Source organism: Streptomyces sp. CBMA123, from assembly GCF_014596465.1.
Lineage (GTDB): Bacteria > Actinomycetota > Actinomycetes > Streptomycetales > Streptomycetaceae > Kitasatospora.
The window spans coordinates 1-15,971 of record NZ_MECK01000111.1; the positions used below are offsets into that span (position 1 = coordinate 1).

A 15,971-nucleotide genomic window follows, 5' to 3' on the forward strand; every position below is an offset into this window, starting at 1 on the left:
CGTGGCGCAGCGCGACCATGCCGGTGGCCGCGCCGACGCCGTGCCCGGCGACGTCGCCGACGGCGAGCAGCACGCACTTGTCGGGCAGCGGCAGGACGTCGTACCAGTCGCCGCCGACCCGGTCGCGTTTGGCGGCCGGGCGGTAGCGCACGGCCGCCCGCAGGCCGGTCACCCCGAGCGGGGGCGGGGCGGCGGGCAGGATGGCCTGTTGGAGCCGTAGAGCCAGTTCGGCGCGCTCGGCCGTCTCCTGCTCGCTGTCGGCCAGTCGCGCCCGGGTGGCGCCGAGCGCGACCTCCGCCCAGTGCTGGGCGGACACGTCGAGGAAGGCGCCGCGCACCCCGGTGAGCCGCCCCTCGTCGTCCAGGGCCGGCTCGACGATCACCCGGGTGTACCGGTGGCTGCCGTCCGGCTGCGCCAGCCGGAACACCGCCGAGGCGGTCCGGTGACGGCGGCGGACCCCGTCCAGCAGGCGCCGCACCGCCGGGGCGTCGTCGGGGTGGGTGCGCTCCGCGAGCCGGCCCAGCGATACGGGGTCGGCGTCCGGCGGCAGCCCGTACAGTTCGCGCATCCCCTTCGTCCAGCGGATCCGGCCGTCGTCGCCGCGTTCCTCGAACCCGGCCACCCGGGCGAGCCGCTGGGCCTGGTGCAGCAGGGCGTCCTGCTCGGTCGGCCCGGCCCGCGCCGTCTCGTCCTGCCACTCGACCAGCAGCTTCCCGCCGAGCGGGGCGGCCCCGAGCAGGACGGTGGCGGGGACGGAGAGTTCGCGGTAGCGGAAGACCAGTCGCACGTTCTCACCGCGGACCGGCTCGCCGGTCTCGTGCGCGCGCACCAGCCGTTCGAAGAGGCCGGTGGCGGCCGCGGCCGGGTAGGCCTCCAGCAGCGAGGCGCCCTCCAGCGCGTCCCGGGGGCGTCCCAGCGGATCGCGGAACCGGGCGTTGGCACGCAGCAGCGTGAAGTCCACCACCCGGCCCTTCCGGAGCACGGGCTCCATCAGGAGCGCGGGGGTGACCAGCGCCTCCAGGAGGGCGGCCGGCTCGTCGGGCGGCGGCACGGGGCCGGCGTGGGCGAGCAGGGTGGCGCACAGGTCGGCGATCGCGCCGAGCTGTCGGCGCTGGAACACGTTGAGCGCGGGGCCGGGGGGCCGCCACAGGACCTCCAGCGCGCCCCGTCGGCGTCCGTGGTCGAGCAGCAGGAGGACGGCCCGGGCCGATCGGGCGCTCACCGAAGGGCCCTTGGTCCCCCGGTCCCCCGGCCACAGGTCGGCACCCTCGGCGACCACGCGCTGCGCGGGGGTGGGGACTCCCGGGGGGACCCGGCTCCAGGCCTCGACCTCGGCGGCGGGCAGGCCGGCGTGCGCAGCGAGGGCGAGCGCGCCGCCGGGCAGCCGCTGCCAGACGGCGACCGCGTGGGTACCGAGCGACTCCGCCGACTGTTCCAGCACGGTCTCGGCGGCGCGTTGCAGGTCGGTGGCGACGGCGAGCGCGGACGGAACGGGCAGCGGATCGTCCACGGAGCGCGCGGGGGCCGCGGGCCGGGCATCGGGCTCTGCCTCGTGCCCTGCGCCGTGCCTTGCGTCAGGCCCTGCGCCGGGCAGTCCGGCGATGTCGGCGGCCAGGGACGCGACCGGTACGCCCGCCTCGCGGGCCAGCCGGACGAGCCGGACGGCGGCTTCGCCGGGCAGGACGCCGAACCGCTCGGCGAGGATCCCGGTGGCGAGGTCGACGGCCGAACGGCCGCGGGCCTCGGCACGCCCCCGCTCGGCCGCGTGCTGGAGTCGTCGGACGGTCTCGGCCAGGGCCATGGCCGTACGGTCCGGGGGCCGGTGCTCGGCGGTCATGACGCGTTCAGCCAGTGCCGGATCCGGTCGAGCAGGTGGTGCGCGTCGACGGGCTTGGCGATGTGGTCGTCGGCGCCGGCGGCAAGGCTCTTGTCCTGGTCGCCGGGCATGGCCTTGGCGGTGACGGCGATGACCGGCAGGTGTGCGAAGCGTGGGTCGGCGCGGATGGCGGCGATCGCGGCGTAGCCGTCGAGGCCGGGCATCATCACGTCCATCAGGACGAGATCGGTGTCGGGGTGGTCCCGGAGCAGGTCGAGTCCGGCCTGTCCGTCGCCGGCGTGCAGGACGGCGAGACCGCACTGTTCCAGAGCGGCGGCCAGGGCGAAGACGTTGCGGACGTCGTCGTCGACGATCAGGACCCTGCGCCCGGCGAGCGGATCGTCCGCAGGGTGGGCCGGCGGCGCCGCGGCGCGGGGCCGGGCCGGGTGGCGGCCACCGAGCAGGCGGATCACGCGGTCGCGCAGGTCGTCCAGTCCCTGCGCGAGTTCGATGCTCCCGATGGCCGCGTCGGCCTGGCCGCCGTCCTCCCGGTAGCCGAGGACGGGCGTGCCGCCCGGAAGGGCGTCGAGCAGGGCGGGGGCGAGTTCACCGGAGCCCGTCAGGTCGAGGACGACGCAGTGGTGGACGCCTTCCGCCAGGGCGGCCCGCAGCGCCGCCTCGGATCCGGCCTCACTCACCCGCACCGGGTGTTCCGGTGCGCCGAGCGCGTCCACGGCCGAGCGGACGAGCAGGGTGAGCAGGGCCGGCGGGTCCGGTTCGATCACCAGGACCACCCGCTCGTCCTCGGGCGGCTTACGGGCGGGCTTCGGCCCGGTGAGCGGGAGGTAGAGGGTGAACCTGCTGCCCTCGCCCAGGGTGGAACGGACGGTGAGGGTGCCGCCGAGCAGCCGGGCGAGTTCCCGGCTGATGGACAGGCCGAGGCCGGTGCCGCCGAAGCGGCGGCTGGTGGTGCCGTCGGCCTGCTGGAAGGCGGTGAAGATGGTGTCGAGGTGGGCGGCGTCGATACCGATGCCGGTGTCCCCGACGTGGAAGGCCACCGCCGCCTCCGCATCGCCGAGTTCGACGGGCAGGCCGGCTCCTCCGACGCGCTCGATCCGCAGCTCGACCCGGCCGGTGTCGGTGAACTTGACGGCGTTGGAGAGCAGGTTGCGCAACACCTGGCGCAGCCGGGCCTGGTCGGTCAGGAGGTCCTTCGGCACCGCGTCGGCGACGCTGATCTCGAAGCCGAGGCTCTTCTGGTCGGCCAGCGGGCGGAAGGTGGACTCGACGTACTCCAGCAACTCCCGTACGGGGAAGGGCTCGGGAGTCAGTTCCATCTTGCCGGCCTCGACCTTGGAGAGGTCGAGGATGTCGTTGATGAGCTGGAGCAGGTCGGTGCCCGCGGAGTGGATGACGCCCGCGTACTCGACCTGTTGGGGGGTGAGGTTGCCGCCGGAGTTCTGGGCGAGCAGCTGGGCGAGGATGAGCAGGCTGTTCAGCGGGGTGCGCAGTTCGTGGCTCATGTTGGCCAGGAACTCGGACTTGTACGTCGAGCTGAGGATCAACTGCCGGGCGCGTTCCTCCAGTTCCTGCCGACCCTGTTCGATCTCCAGGTTCTTGGCCTCGATGTCGCGGTTGCGCTGGGCGAGGAGATCGGCCTTCTCCTCCAACTCCGCGTTGGAGCGCCGCAGTTCCTCCTGTCCGGCCTGCAACTCCGCCGATCTGGCCTGGAGTTCGGCGGTGAGCCGCTGGGACTCGGCGAGCAGTTCGTCGGTACGGGCGTTGGCGAGCAGGGTACCGATGTTGACTCCGCAGGATTCGGTGAACTGTTCCAGGAGATCGAGGTGGACCTGGGTGAAGGGGTGCACGGAGGCGAACTCCAGGACGCCGAGCAGCCATTCCTCCAGCGCGATGGGCAGGATGACGAGCGAGCGGGCGTCGGTGGCCCCGGCGCCGGAGCCGATGACGGCGTAGCCCGGCGGCAGGTCGTCGACGGCGATGATCCGCCGGCTGCGGGCGGCCTGACCGACCAGCGACTCCCCCAGCCGCAGGCGCCGTGCCGGCAGGGCCCCGGCCGGGCGGCCGTAGGCGCTGATCAGGACGAGTTCGGTGCCGCCGTCGCACTCCTCGGCGAGGAAGAAGGCCCCGTACTGGGCGCCGACCAGGGGCGTCAGCTCGTCGGTGATCATCTCGGCGACGGCCTTGATGTCCCGGCGGCCCTGGACGGCGGTGGAGAAGCGGGCCAGGTTGCTCTTGAGCCAGTCCTGCTGCTGGTTGGCCTGGATCGTCTCGCGCAGCGATCCGACCATGGCGTTGATGTTGTCCTTGAGGTCGGCGACCTCGCCGGAGGCGTCCACGGTGATCGAGCGGGTGAGGTCGCCGGCCGCGACGGCGCTGGTGACCTCGGCGATCGCCCGGACCTGCCGGGTGAGGTTGCCGGCCAGCTCGTTGACGTTCTCGGTGAGCCGCTTCCAGGTGCCGGACACGCCCTCGACCTCGGCCTGACCGCCCAGCCGCCCCTCGGTACCGACCTCGCGGGCGACCCTGGTCACCTCGGCGGCGAAGGAACCCAGCTGCTCCACCATGGTGTTGACGGTGGTCTTCAGTTCCAGGATCTCCCCGCGCGCGTCCACGTCGATCTTGCGGGTGAGGTCGCCCCGGGCGACGGCCGTGGTCACCTGGGCGATGTTGCGCACCTGACTGGTCAGGTTGTGCGCCATGAAGTTGACGTTCTCGGTGAGGTCCTTCCACGTCCCGGCGACGTTCGGTACCCGGGCCTGGCCGCCCAGGATGCCCTCGGTGCCGACCTCGCGGGCCACCCGCGTCACCTCGTCGGCGAAGACCGACAGGGTGTCCACCATGGTGTTGATCGCGGCCGCGAGCGCCGCGACCTCGCCCTTGGCCTCCACCGTGATCTTCCGGGACAGGTCGCCCCGGGCGACCGCGGTCGCCACGTCGGACATCGAACGGACCTGGCCGGTGAGGTTGGAGGCCATCACATTGACGTTGTCGGTGAGGTCCTTCCAGGTGCCGGAGACGCCCCGTACGGTCGCCTGCCCGCCCAGGTTCCCGGCCGTGCCGACCTCACGGGCCACCCTGGTCACCTCGTCGGCGAACGCGGACAGCTGGTCCACCATCGTGTTGATGGTCTCCTTGAGCTCCAGAATCTCCCCGCGCGCGTCCACCCGGATCTTCTGGGTCAGGTCCCCCTCGGCGACGGCCGTGGCGACCTGGGCGATGCCGCGCACCTGGGCGGTCAGGTTGCCCGCCATGGAGTTCACCGAGTCGGTGAGGTCCCGCCACGTCCCGGCGACGCCCTGGACCCGGGCCTGACCGCCGAGCCGCCCCTCCGTACCGACCTCGCGGGCCACCCTGGTCACCTCGTCGGCGAACCCGGAGAGCTGGTCCACCATCGTGTTGACGGTGTTCTTGAGCTCCAGGATCTCCCCGCGCGCGTCCACCTCGATCTTCTGGGTGAGGTCGCCCCGGGCCACCGCCGTGGTCACCTGCGCGATGTTGCGCACCTGCCAGGTGAGGTTGCCGGCCATCGCGTTCACCGAGTCGGTGAGATCCGACCACGTCCCCGCCGTACCCGGGACCCGGGCCTGACCGCCGAGCCGCCCCTCCGTGCCGACCTCACGGGCCACCCTGGTCACCTCCGAGGTCACCCGCGCCAGCTGGTCGGCCATGCCGTTGAAGACCGTGGCGATCTCCCCGTGCACACCGGGCACGCCCTCGGTCAGCCGGGTGCGGAAGTCCCCGTCGCGGACGGCGGTCAGCCCCGCGAGCAGCTGCCGCAACGCCTGCTCCGCCGGGTCCACGGGCTGCGCACGGGGTACCGGCTGGTCGTCCATCCGTCCCACCGCCCGGGTCGGCCACGTGCCCGGGGCGCCGTCGGCGCTCCCCGGCCCCGAGGGCGGCGGGTGCCGCCCTGCTCCCACTGTGCCACCGGACGCCGAAGGCTGACACGCGGGAAAGGTGTCCGTCGGCGGGGTCCCCCAGCACACCACCGGCGGGGCCGGCCGGCGCACGCGCCCGGTCTCCGGGTGTGTCCGCCGCTGGACCCACCACCGTCAGAACGGGTGACGGACATGGTGGTCGAGCGGGGAGGGCACCTCCAGCCAGACCTGCTTCCCGCCGGCCTCGGGCGCGCTCCCCCACGCCCCGGCCAGCCGGTCGACCACCCGCAGACCGTGACCACCAGGCTGCCCCGGATCGGTGCGGGGGCGCAGCTTCGGTCGCACCGGGCTGGCGTCCGTGACCTCCACCCGCAGCCTGGCTCCGTCCCAGCTCAGCCGCAGTTCGCGAGGGCCTCCGGGGGCGTGCAGACAGGCGTTGGTGACCAGTTCCGAGATCATCAGCAGCACGTCCTCGGTGACGGCCCGCTGCTCGTCGTCGACAGCGGGCAGCCACCGCCAGGACCGCAGGGCGTCCCGGCCGAAGTCGCGGCTGCGCTGCACCGCGCCCGAGCTGCCGGCGAACGACATCCGCCTGGTCTGCTCGCGGCCCCGTAGCGGGCGCTTCCCGGGACGGTCCATCACTCCCCCTCACGCCGTTCCGTCGAAGGGGCGGCACCGGGCCCCTCCGGCGGGCCCGCTGCCCTCAGCGCCGAGCCGACGTCGGGATGGATCCGCAGCACGCTGTCGGCCCCCGTGATGGCGAACAGCCGCGCCACGATGGGGCGCAGGCCCGCGAGCTCCAGTCGCACCCCGGTCTTCTCCCCTTCGATGTGGGCGCGCAGCAGGAGGTTGAGCCCGGTCGAGTCGCAGAACCGCAGCTCCGCGAGGTCGACCACGATCCGCTCGATGCCGGCCTCCAGCGGGCGGGCCAGTGCGGAGCGCAGTCCGTCCGCCGTGTCGTGGTCCAGTTCCCCCGCCACGGTGACGATCAGAACCGGCCCCTCGCGGTCCACCGCCACGTGGAGGCCGGGCCGGTCCTGTTCCCCCTCGGTCCCGCTGGGATCCTCCGCTGGCCCCGGCATGGCGCACTCCCTGACCGGTCGGGACGGCGGGGCGCCGTCCCGACCATCATGCCGCGCACCACCGGGGGCCGCGCGGACGACCGGAGCCCGCGGGGCTGCCCCGGGCGCGGTCTGGCGCACCACCTGCTCGCCGTCCATGCCGCGCGTCTGCCCGGCCGGATCACGGCTACACACACCCGCGCGAGGACGCGGTGGCGGACACCACGGCGACGCCGAACAGCGACCGCGACGGGACCGCCCGGGCACCCGCCGGGTCCGTGCGCGCCTGCCGTCAGGGGGCGGACGTCGACGCCGGCCGGCCGCTCCTCGGCTCCATGGCCGGGCCCGGCGGGCTGGAGGCGCCGCCCACCCGCAGGGGGCAGTCGGTACCGACCCGTGCGGCCAGCTCGGCCCGGAGCGCGGCCAGTTCGGCCATCCGCCGGTCGATGGTGCGGATCCGCTCCTCGAACAGCGCGGAGAGGGCCTCGGCACTGTCGGGCGCGTCCCGCAGCTCCGCGCCGTGCCGGGCGATCTCGGCCAGGGTCAGACCCAGGCCCTGGGCGACGCGGACGTAGTGGAGCCAGGTGACCGCCTCCGGAGGGAAGTCGCGGTAGCCGTTGGCCAGCCGCTCGCCGTCGAGCAGGCCGACCTTCTCGTAGAAGCGCAGCGTGTCCCTGGACACCCCGGTGCGCCTGGCCAGTTCTCCGATCCGCATGCCCCTCCCGTCGATCGCGTCGACCGCCGGCCACCCGGCTCGTCCGACTTGACCTTGGAGCGTACTCCACGGTTTAGCGTCGGCGGCACCTCAGCAAACCTCCGAAGGAGCCCCGGTGTCCCCGACTTGCCCCGCCTACCTGCGCCTCGTCCGCTCCAGCGGCTGGTACGACCTGATCGTGACGGCCGGCTTCGCCACGCCCTGGACGTACGCGCTGCTGCACCACCTGCTGTCGGCCGCCGGGACCGCCACCGGCCTCGGCGCGATGCCCGCCCTGACGCCGATGCAGACCCTCTACGCCAATCTGATGGGCTCCGTCGTGGTGATCTGGTCGCTGCTGCGGATCCTCCGGCCGCTGCCCCTGCACGGCCTCCTGGACGGGGCCGCGCGCGTCCTGTTCTCGCTGTGGGAGACCTACGCGCTGCTGCATGACGGACCCCGGCTGCTGTCGGTCTTCCTGGTCCTGGAGGTGACGTTCGGGCTCCTCCAGCTGGCCCCCTGGGCCAGGCCCCGCACCGGGCGAGCGGTGGCGGCCGGGGCCCGGCACCGATGACCCGGCCCGCCATCGGCGCCTTCCAGGCGGCCACCGCGCCGGCCTGCCTCCCGCACATCCCGGCCTCGTCGCGCGCTGGTCGAAGGAGGACCGCGGCGGTGACCGGCGGCTCCCCCGGGCCTGGTCGTCCTGACCCGGGCCGGCCGAGCCGGACGTGCCGGGGGCTGATTCCTGCCGGGTCCGTGTGGAAGCGCCCGTCCGGGGCAGACGCCGCTCAGGGGCCCACCACCGCCGGCCCCCACCCGTCGGAACCAGGAGAGGAGCCCATCCCATGGGTACCGAGGACAAGCTGCGCAACGCGGCGGAGAAGGCCAAGGGCAAGGCCAAGGAGGTTGCCGGCAAGGCCACCGGCGACCGGGTGGTCGAGGCCGAGGGCCGGGGAACCCAGATCAAGAGCGACCTCAAGCAGGCCGCGGAGAAGGTCAAGGACGCCGGCAAGGACTGACCCCCGTACCCGGCGGGCCCGTCCCGTCGCCAGGAGGGGAAGGCGACCAGGAGGTGAAGGCGATGAGCACCACGAGAGAGCCCGTGCCACCGGATCCGCCGGCGCCGGTCGAGACGCCGGAGGCCCGGATGACCGGCGAGGGCGGTCCGCCACCGGAGCACGAGGAGGACAAGGGGCCGCAGGACGGCCCGGAGTTCGAGGTGACGGAACCGACCCACGAGCCGGGGCAGCGGGCCTGACGCGAACGGGGCCTACCCGCCCGCAGGCTGCTCGGGCGCCGCGCACGGCGGCTGTGCCGGGAGGCCTGCGGGCAGGCCGGCCCGTTCATCAGCGGTGAAGGTCCGGTAGCCGATGATCTGGCAGAGTTCGCTCCGCCACACCTGCGGATCCAGTGTCAGTGGCCCGCCGGCGCCCGAGGAGCGCGCGTAGATGACGGTCCGGCCGTCCCTGGAGACGTCCATGAACTGGTACGAGCTGTCCGTCCGGCCCGGCGGTTTGCCGAACTCGTACGAGTCCTGCGGGACGCGCTCCCCGACCTGGTAGGTCCGCACGGCGTTGTTGGCGGCGAGCAGGAAGTGCCCGTCGCCGTCGAGGAAGGAGGCGACGAACGGGGTCACCAGATCCTCGGCGACGCTCTGCAGCGGGCCGAGTTCCCGGCGGAGCGGGTCGCGGCGCCACAGTTCGACGATCGACCCGCGGCGCATCAGCGCGAAGTAGCGGCCGCTGGGGTCGAACTGGATCGAGAGGACGTCCTCACTGGTCCGCACGGTGTCCGTGACGGTGCCGGTGGTGATGTCGACGATACGGACCTCGGGATCGCCCAGCACGATGACGGCCACCTTGTTCGGCGCCGGGTAGGGGGCGATCACGACCTCCGGCTTGCCGTCCGGCAGCAGGGGCTTCACATCGAACCGCGCGAGTTCCCGGCCGGTGCGCGGTTCCCAGCGCTGCACCACGCTCCCCGAGATGGTCAGGATCTTCCCCTCGGGATCGAAGAAGTGGGCGAAGCCCCACTTCCAGGCCTCCCCCGGCGGCAGCGGGGGCGCCACGACGGACGGTTCGGGAACGGGCAGCGGCGGGGGTTCGGCGGCCGTGATCGCGGCGACCTCCCGGAGGGTGGAGACCTCGCGGACGGACACCACGTTCTTCGCCTCCTGGTCGGCGAGCAGCGCGTCGTCCGGGCTGAACCTGACCGGGTCGGCATCCCCCGGCTTCCAGTACGGCTGACGGCGGGTCGCCTCGGCGAGCAGCCGGTCACTGTCACGGGCGGCCGCGGGGCGCAGCTGCAGGCCGGACCCGTCGGAGAGGATGCTGACCGTCCGGGTGCCGTCGCGGGTGAGCCCCTGCTGGCCGACCGACAGGACGTCGGCGGCGGGCGGGAGTTCGGTGTAGATGATCGCCGCTCCGTCCCAGCTGATCTGGTAGAGGTGCCCGGCGGCCTCCACCAGGGAGTTCGTCCCGTAGGTGAGGCTCGGCGCGGGGACGGTGGCGGTCACCTTCCCCTGGTTCAGGTCCACCACCCGGATGGTGTCCATGTGCCCCACAGCCACCCGGGCCCCGGTCGCGTCGACCGCCCGACTGAAGCACATGTTCCCCTGGAACTTCTCGTCCTGCTCGCTGAACGGATGGCCCTGCGGGGCCCCGTCGGAGATCCGGACCAGGCTCACCGTGGAGTTGTCGGCCCCCCGGCGGCACACCACGGCTCCGCTGCGGTCCCCGGAGACTTCGAGGTCGTCCACGCCCGTGACGACGGGGCGGGTGGCTCCGGAGTCCGGGTCGTAGGCCAGCAGGCCGCTGTCGTTCTTCCCCATGCCGGTGCGCCGCAGCAGCAGGGTCCTGTCGTCCGCACCGATCCACAGCGGCCCGTTGTCGCCGCCACCGTCCTTGGGCGCGGGCGTGGTGCGGACCAGGGCGTCGCGGTCGAGGTCCCACCAGACCAGGTGGTCGAGCACCCGGGCGACGATCAGCCTGCCGTCCAGCGACATCGACGGCCCCAGCCCCTTGTCCGTCCCGGTGTCCGCCCCCGGCGCCCCGGGCAGCCGGTGAAGCCCGCCGACCGGCTGGTCGGCGTCGGCGTCGACGGGGAACCACACGGCCTTGCCGTCCTCCTGGAGGTAGCCGGCCCGCCGTCCGTCCGCGGAGACCAGCGGGTACAGCACCTGTCCGACCGAGGGCACCTGGGCGCTGCGGACGGCTCCGGTGGCGGCGTGCACGAAGAGCGTCGCCCGGCCCTCCTGGGAGGTGGCCAGCACCACGTTGCCGTCGCGGCTCGTCACCACGTGGCTGACCGTGCCCAGCAGGCCGGAGAGCACCCGCCCGTCGTCGCTGTGCGCCAGGTACAGGCGCAGCAGCTGGTTGCGTGCCTCCTGGGTGGGCGAGGTCCGGTAGGCCGCCAGTGCCAGCATCACCGCGCGGGCCGGGTCGGTGGCGGTGACGTCCTCCGAGGCCTGCGCCAGGGCACGGGAGGTGGCCAGCGCCTCCCGGTCGCGGCTCTCCTGGCGGGCCGCCACCAGGAGCGTGGTGGAGACCAGGGCGAGTGCGGTGAGGACGGCGACGACGGACACCACGGCCCGCCGGCGGCGGGTCCGGGAGCGGCGGTGGGCCCGGACGGCCGCGAGGTAGGCGTGTTCGGCGGCGCTCAGGTCGGCGCCCCGCTCGTCCACCCAGCGCCGGGTGCTCTCGGGCATGGTGGTCCGGGGTGGCGCCGTCCGCCCGGAGTCCTCCCACTCGGCCAGGTCGTGGCGTACGGACTCCAGCCAGATCAGGAAGGCGCGGTCCTCGGCCGCCCACCGGGCCAGCCGGTCCCAGCTGGTGATCAGTGCCTCGTGCGCGAGTTCCACCGTCTCGTCGCCCTCGGCGTTCCGGCCGGTGACCAACAGCCGGGTGGTGGCGAGCTGTTGGGCGATCCGCCACTCGTCCTCGCCGAGTTCGCCGCGCAGCGCCGTGCGACGGGTAGCGGCCGGGGAGCCCGCCGGGACGCGGATCAGCCGGGTGAACAGCCGGCGGGCCGCCGGTTCGTCCGCGGCCTGGACCTGCTCCGACCAGGCCTGGTCGGCGTGGGCGCTCAACGCGCCCGTGACGCCGCCCAGTTCGCGGTACGCCTGGTAGGTGAGCAGGCCACCGTGCTGGCGCTGCCACAGCAGGTCGAGGGTGAAGCCGAGCAGGGGCAGGGCGCCCGGTTCGGTGCCGGTGTCCTCCAGGATGCGGTCCACCAGGGCGGGTTCGTAGCGCACGCCGGGGGTCGCGTCGATCGGCGCGGTCACCACCTCGCGCAGCCGCTCGGGGCCCAGCGGTCCGAGTGCGTGGACCCGTCGACTGAGGCGGGGGCCGAGTCGGGGGTGGGCCAGTGCGAGTTCCAGGAAGTCGGCCCGCAGCGTGGTCAGCACCCGGACGGTGCGCGGCAGCGTGTCGTCGAAGAGGACGTCGGCCAGGGCGTCGACGGCGGCCGGGTCGAGGGCCAGCAGTTCCTCGAACTGGTCCACCACGACGAGCAGTCGGTGGCAGTCGCCCAGTTCCAGCACCCGGGCCACCACATCGGCCAGACCGCCGTCGGCCAGCCGCTCCGCCAACTCGGCGATCCGGTCCAGGCGTTCGATCTCCGAGGTCGCCGAGGTCGCCGAGGTCGCCGAGGCCTGCGGAAGTCCGGGCTCCAGCAGTGGCAGCAGCCCGGCGGCGAGTGCCGTGAGCGGGCTGCTGCCCGAGGCCGGCCGGACGACCACCGCCTCGGCCCCCGTGGCCCGCAGCAGCGGGACGACCCCGGCCAGGGCCACCGACGACTTCCCGGAGCCGGAGGCGCCGACGATGCTCACCCACTGTTCGGCGAGCAGCGCCGAGGCCAGCTCCGCGCTCTCGGCCCGCCGGCCGTGGAACAGCGCGGCGTCGGCCTCCTGGTACGCCGCCAGGCCCCGGAACGGGGAGGGCGGCAGGGCCAGCTCCCGCAGCTGCGGCCAGGCCCGGAGCAGGCCGGCCGTCGGGATCAGGTAGCTGACCGGGGGCCGGCCCGACTCGGCGACCGCCATCATGCCGACCACGCCGACGAGGTGCTCGTCCCAGGCCGGGCCGCCGCTGAAGCCCCGGGAGACCGGGTAGCCCTGCCCGGCGAGGTCGGCCTGCACCCACCCGTGCGCCTGCTCCGCCCGCAGGACGCCCGAGTGCCACACCCCGCCGGGGCGGCCGGCCGGAAAGCCGAAGGCCCGCACCGGGTGCTCCCACACCTCGTCCGCCTCGATCAGCCGGACCGGTCGGCCGCCGGGCAGCGGGGCGTCCAGCCGGAGGACGGCGACGTCGCCGCCGCCGGACTCCTGGGGCGGCATCCAGTGCTCGACGCTCGCGGTCACACCCCTGCCCTCTCCGGCGGGGGCGGGCTGCAGGGGCAGGTCGACCTCCAGCCGGGCGGAGGCCGCGGGCTCCTCGTCCGGCCGCAGCCCGAGGGCGGCGGACACCACGTGCGCACAGGTCAGCGCCAGCTCTGGGGAGACCAGGAAGCCCAGTCCCACCGGGTCACCGCGCGGGTCGCGCACCCGCAGCACGGCCGAGTTCAGGGCCTTCGGGCCGATGCCCTGGGGCGGCTGCGGAGCCGGCGGCGTCACGCCGTCGGCTCCGCCTGCTCCACCTCTGCCGGTTCCGTCGGTGCGGTCGGTACCGTCGGTGCGGTCGGTTCCGTCGGTGCGATGGGTACCGTCGGCTCCTCCGGCGGGCGGTGCCAGGTGAGCGAGACCTTGAAGTTGGCCTGGGCCGCCGTACTGGAGATGATCACATCGGCCTCGGCGGACAACGACAGCCCGAACTCCAGGTTGAGTTCGTCGGGCGCGTGGGCCATGCCGCGGAAACCGTCGACGAAGCTCTGCGCGACCGGCCGGATCCCGGTCACCATCTCCCCGAGGGAGCGGGTGGCCCGGGCCATCACCTGCCCCGGCCGCGCCACCCGGACCAGGCCGTCCTCGCCGACCGGCGAGACCTCGACTCTGACGACGTTCTGCGCTCCGCCGTCGACATCGACGGGCAACTCCACGTGGTACACGGTGCCTCCCCCTCAGGGCTCCCGGCGGTGCCGTGCCAGAGCTTCTCCTGAAGGTCCCTCGGAGGCTCCCCGCACCGCCCCGCCGGCTACCGTACGCGCCGAACGTACAACAGTGTGCCCACCGGCGCGTACGGAAACACCGAAACCTGGAGGGGGTTGAGGGAGTCAGCGGCCGAGGAGGCGCTCGCCGTCCTGGGCGCGCAGCACCTCGCAGAGTGCGCGCAGGGCGGCCTCGGCCTGGTCGATCCGGGCGTCGGTGATCCCGACGGAGGGCTCGATCCGCAGGGTGGTCACCGCGCTGGCGGTCGGGAAGACCCGTAGCGCGTGGGCGTTGAGGAGGTGCCCGGCGGCGGCGTAGCCGAGGACGCCGGCTCGGGAGAGTTCGCGCAGCACCGGTGACGGGGAGTCGCTCTGGTCGCGCAGTTCCAGGCCGAGCATCAGTCCGCGACCGCGCACGTCCACCACGACGTCCTTGAAGTCGTCGCGCACGCCCGAGAGTTGCTTCAGGATCCGTTCGCCGCGCTCGGCGGCGCGCCGGTACAGGGCGCCGCCGTCCGCCTCCAGCAGGTCGAGGGTGCGGGCGGCGATCAGGGTGGAGAAGGCGTCCTTGGCGAAGGTGGAGCTGTGCAGCAGCTCGAACTCGGGCCGGTGGCGCCCGTGGTGGACCAGCGTCACCGCGGCCTTCGCGATACCGCCGCCGAGGCTCTTGGCGAGCACGTAGTAGTCGCCGCGCAGCCCGATGGCCGAGCTCGCCAGGAAGGTGCCGGTGCGACCCATGCCGCTCTGCACCTCGTCCACCACGATCGGGCAGTCCGCCTCGGCGCAGATCCGCTGCACCTCGCGCGCATACCCGGCGGTGAGCGGCCGGACTCCGCCCTCGCCCTGGACGGGTTCCAGCAACAGGGCGCACAGCCGGGGCAGTTGGTGCTCCACGAGGTCCACGGCACCGCCGCAGAGCGCGAGGCCGAGCACCGTCCGGCGTTCCTCGGCGATCGCCGCCGCCAGCGTCTCCGGGTCCTCGGCGGGGACGAACCGGCACGGCGCGGCCAGGGCCCGGAACGGCTCCCGGACGGCCGGGTTGTGGGTGAGCTGGACGCTGCCGATCAGCTTGCCGTGGAAGCTGCCGGACAGGGCGAGCAGGACCGGCGGCTCCTCGGCGCGGGCCCGGTTGACGGCGGTGACGGCGGCGGCCAGTGCCTCGAAGTCCCCGCCGTCGGCGAGCCGTTGGGCGGCCGGGCTGAGGGGCGCGCCGTCGCGGGCGGCTCGCCGGGCCCGCTCGATGGACTCGCCGATCCGTTCGAGCAGCGCGGCCGCCTTCAGGCCGCGGTCGAGTTCGGCGTGTTTGACCGCGGCCTCCACCGCCTCGGCCCCGCTGTTGGCGAAGACGGCCAGGTAGGGGCCCGGGTCGCCGGTCTCCCGGCGGAGGATGTCGTTGAGCCGCCGGGCGACGGTCTCGGCGTACGGGTGCAGCGAGAACTGCGCGTGCACCGGCACCTGGGCGGCGAGCAACTCCTGGGCGAGGGACGTGACTTCGGGGTGGTGGTGGCCGAGGATCGTGGCGCCGAAGCCGCCGACGAGATCGAGCACGGGGATCTCGCGGCCGTCCTCGCCGCGCCGGTAGAGGGTGTCGCCCTCGGCGCGGACGTACTCGACGGCCAGGCCCAGGGTTTCCAGCTGGGCGCGGAGGAACGGTTCGGCCAGACCGGTGGTGGTCATCGCGGTGCCTCTCTGGGGGTGCCGGTCAGAGCCGGGTGTCGATGAAGCGGAGCAGTTCGTCGTCGTCGGCGTCGGCCAGCTCGTCGGCCGCGACGGTGGCGGTCGCCGTGGCCTCCGGAGCAGCTGCCGGTTCGAGCCGCTGCAGCAGGGTGCGCAGCCGGGCGGTGAGGTCCTCGCGGGCGGCCCCGTCCACGGCGGTGAGGGTGCGCTCCAGGGTGTCGAGGGCGGCGGTGGCGGCCCGCTGTTCCTGGACGGAGCCCAGCAGGTGGCGCAGCTGTTCGGCGACGGCGGCCGGGTTCGGGTGGTCGTAGACCAGCGTCGCGGGGAGTTTGGCGCCGGTCAGCTGAGCGAGCCGGTCGCGCAGTTCGAGGGCCATCAGGGAGTCGAAGCCGGCGTACTCGAAGGGTTCCCCGGCCGGGATCCGCTCGTCCGCCCCGAGCACCTCGGAGGCCGCGGCGCGGACCAGTTCGAGCAGGGCGCCCGGGTCGGTGGCGACCAGCCGTACGGGCTGCGGCTCGGCGCTGCCGGGCGCCGGGTCCGTGGTGTGCGGCGCGGCGAGGTCCCGGAGCAGCGCGGGGGCGGGGTGCTGGATCGCTGCGGTGTCCAGGGCCAGGGGTACCAGCACCGGACGGCCGTCGGCGAGGCCCGCGTCGAACAGCCGCAGCGCCTCGGCGGGCCGGAGCGGCCGTACGCCGGTGCGGGCCAGTCGGGCGCGGTCGGCGCGGCCCAGGCCGGCCGCCATGCCG

12 protein-coding genes are annotated in these 15,971 nt (G+C 74.1%); 3 read left to right on the top strand and 9 right to left on the bottom strand.

Annotated elements, in window-relative coordinates:
- The 5 genes from BG452_RS15165 to BG452_RS15185 form a co-directional block, all read right to left on the bottom strand.
- Positions 1-1,837: PAS domain-containing protein (locus tag BG452_RS15165; protein ID WP_188304818.1), on the bottom strand; the 1,837-nt coding region annotated here is incomplete at its 3' end.
- The gene (locus BG452_RS15170) at positions 1,834-5,670 is read right to left on the bottom strand and encodes a HAMP domain-containing protein (protein ID WP_188304819.1); all 3,837 of its coding nucleotides are present in this window, start codon (positions 5,668-5,670) and stop codon (positions 1,834-1,836) included. The genes BG452_RS15170 and BG452_RS15165, both read right to left, overlap by 4 nt.
- A gap of 219 nt (positions 5,671-5,889) precedes the next feature.
- Complete coding sequence (locus tag BG452_RS15175) at positions 5,890-6,354, bottom strand: ATP-binding protein (RefSeq protein ID WP_188304820.1); 465 nt, start codon at positions 6,352-6,354, stop codon at positions 5,890-5,892.
- Positions 6,354-6,797, bottom strand: a complete 444-nt coding sequence (locus BG452_RS15180) for an STAS domain-containing protein (RefSeq protein WP_188304821.1) — start codon at positions 6,795-6,797, stop codon at positions 6,354-6,356. The genes BG452_RS15175 and BG452_RS15180 overlap by 1 nt, the downstream gene beginning before the upstream one ends.
- Before the next feature lie 271 nt (positions 6,798-7,068).
- Complete coding sequence (locus tag BG452_RS15185; RefSeq protein WP_188304822.1) at positions 7,069-7,491, bottom strand: MerR family transcriptional regulator; 423 nt, start codon at positions 7,489-7,491, stop codon at positions 7,069-7,071.
- 115 nt (positions 7,492-7,606) lie between these two features.
- Here BG452_RS15185 and BG452_RS15190 point away from each other — a divergent pair, with 115 nt between their 5' ends.
- From BG452_RS15190 to BG452_RS15200, 3 genes are all read left to right on the top strand, one after another.
- Positions 7,607-8,044, top strand: coding sequence for a hypothetical protein (locus BG452_RS15190; RefSeq protein ID WP_188304823.1), 438 nt, complete (start codon positions 7,607-7,609; stop codon positions 8,042-8,044).
- Between the two features lie 271 nt (positions 8,045-8,315).
- The gene (locus BG452_RS15195; protein WP_188304824.1) at positions 8,316-8,489 is read left to right on the top strand and encodes a CsbD family protein; all 174 of its coding nucleotides are present in this window, start codon (positions 8,316-8,318) and stop codon (positions 8,487-8,489) included.
- Positions 8,490-8,551: 62 nt separating this feature from the next.
- Entirely contained in the window at positions 8,552-8,728 is a 177-nt protein-coding gene (locus BG452_RS15200; protein WP_188304825.1) for a hypothetical protein, read from the top strand.
- 12 nt (positions 8,729-8,740) lie between these two features.
- Here BG452_RS15200 and BG452_RS47050 read toward each other — a convergent pair whose 3' ends face one another.
- The 4 genes from BG452_RS47050 to BG452_RS15220 form a co-directional block, all read right to left on the bottom strand.
- A complete protein-coding gene (locus BG452_RS47050; RefSeq protein ID WP_188304826.1) occupies positions 8,741-13,078 on the bottom strand; it encodes a trypsin-like peptidase domain-containing protein in 4,338 nt (1,445 codons plus the stop codon).
- Positions 13,075-13,500, bottom strand: coding sequence for a CU044_2847 family protein (locus BG452_RS15210; RefSeq protein ID WP_317621052.1), 426 nt, complete (start codon positions 13,498-13,500; stop codon positions 13,075-13,077). The genes BG452_RS47050 and BG452_RS15210 overlap by 4 nt, the downstream gene beginning before the upstream one ends.
- 174 nt (positions 13,501-13,674) lie before the next feature.
- Positions 13,675-15,225, bottom strand: coding sequence for an aspartate aminotransferase family protein (locus BG452_RS15215; RefSeq protein WP_188304827.1), 1,551 nt, complete (start codon positions 15,223-15,225; stop codon positions 13,675-13,677).
- Between the two features lie 25 nt (positions 15,226-15,250).
- The coding region (locus tag BG452_RS15220; RefSeq protein WP_223242243.1) for an acyl carrier protein at positions 15,251-15,971 on the bottom strand (721 nt) is incomplete at its 5' end.

What these genes read in the sequence shown, in the direction of transcription:
- BG452_RS15170 (WP_188304819.1), bottom strand. Translation starts at nt 5,670, where the DNA reads ATGGACGACCAGCCGGTACCCCGTGCGCAGCCCGTGGACCCGGCGGAG.
- BG452_RS15175 (WP_188304820.1), bottom strand. Translation starts at nt 6,354, where the DNA reads ATGGACCGTCCCGGGAAGCGCCCGCTACGGGGCCGCGAGCAGACCAGG.
- BG452_RS15180 (WP_188304821.1), bottom strand. Translation starts at nt 6,797, where the DNA reads ATGCCGGGGCCAGCGGAGGATCCCAGCGGGACCGAGGGGGAACAGGAC.
- BG452_RS15185 (WP_188304822.1), bottom strand. Translation starts at nt 7,491, where the DNA reads ATGCGGATCGGAGAACTGGCCAGGCGCACCGGGGTGTCCAGGGACACG.
- BG452_RS15195 (WP_188304824.1), top strand. Translation starts at nt 8,316, where the DNA reads ATGGGTACCGAGGACAAGCTGCGCAACGCGGCGGAGAAGGCCAAGGGC.
- BG452_RS15200 (WP_188304825.1), top strand. Translation starts at nt 8,552, where the DNA reads ATGAGCACCACGAGAGAGCCCGTGCCACCGGATCCGCCGGCGCCGGTC.
- BG452_RS15215 (WP_188304827.1), bottom strand. Translation starts at nt 15,225, where the DNA reads ATGACCACCACCGGTCTGGCCGAACCGTTCCTCCGCGCCCAGCTGGAA.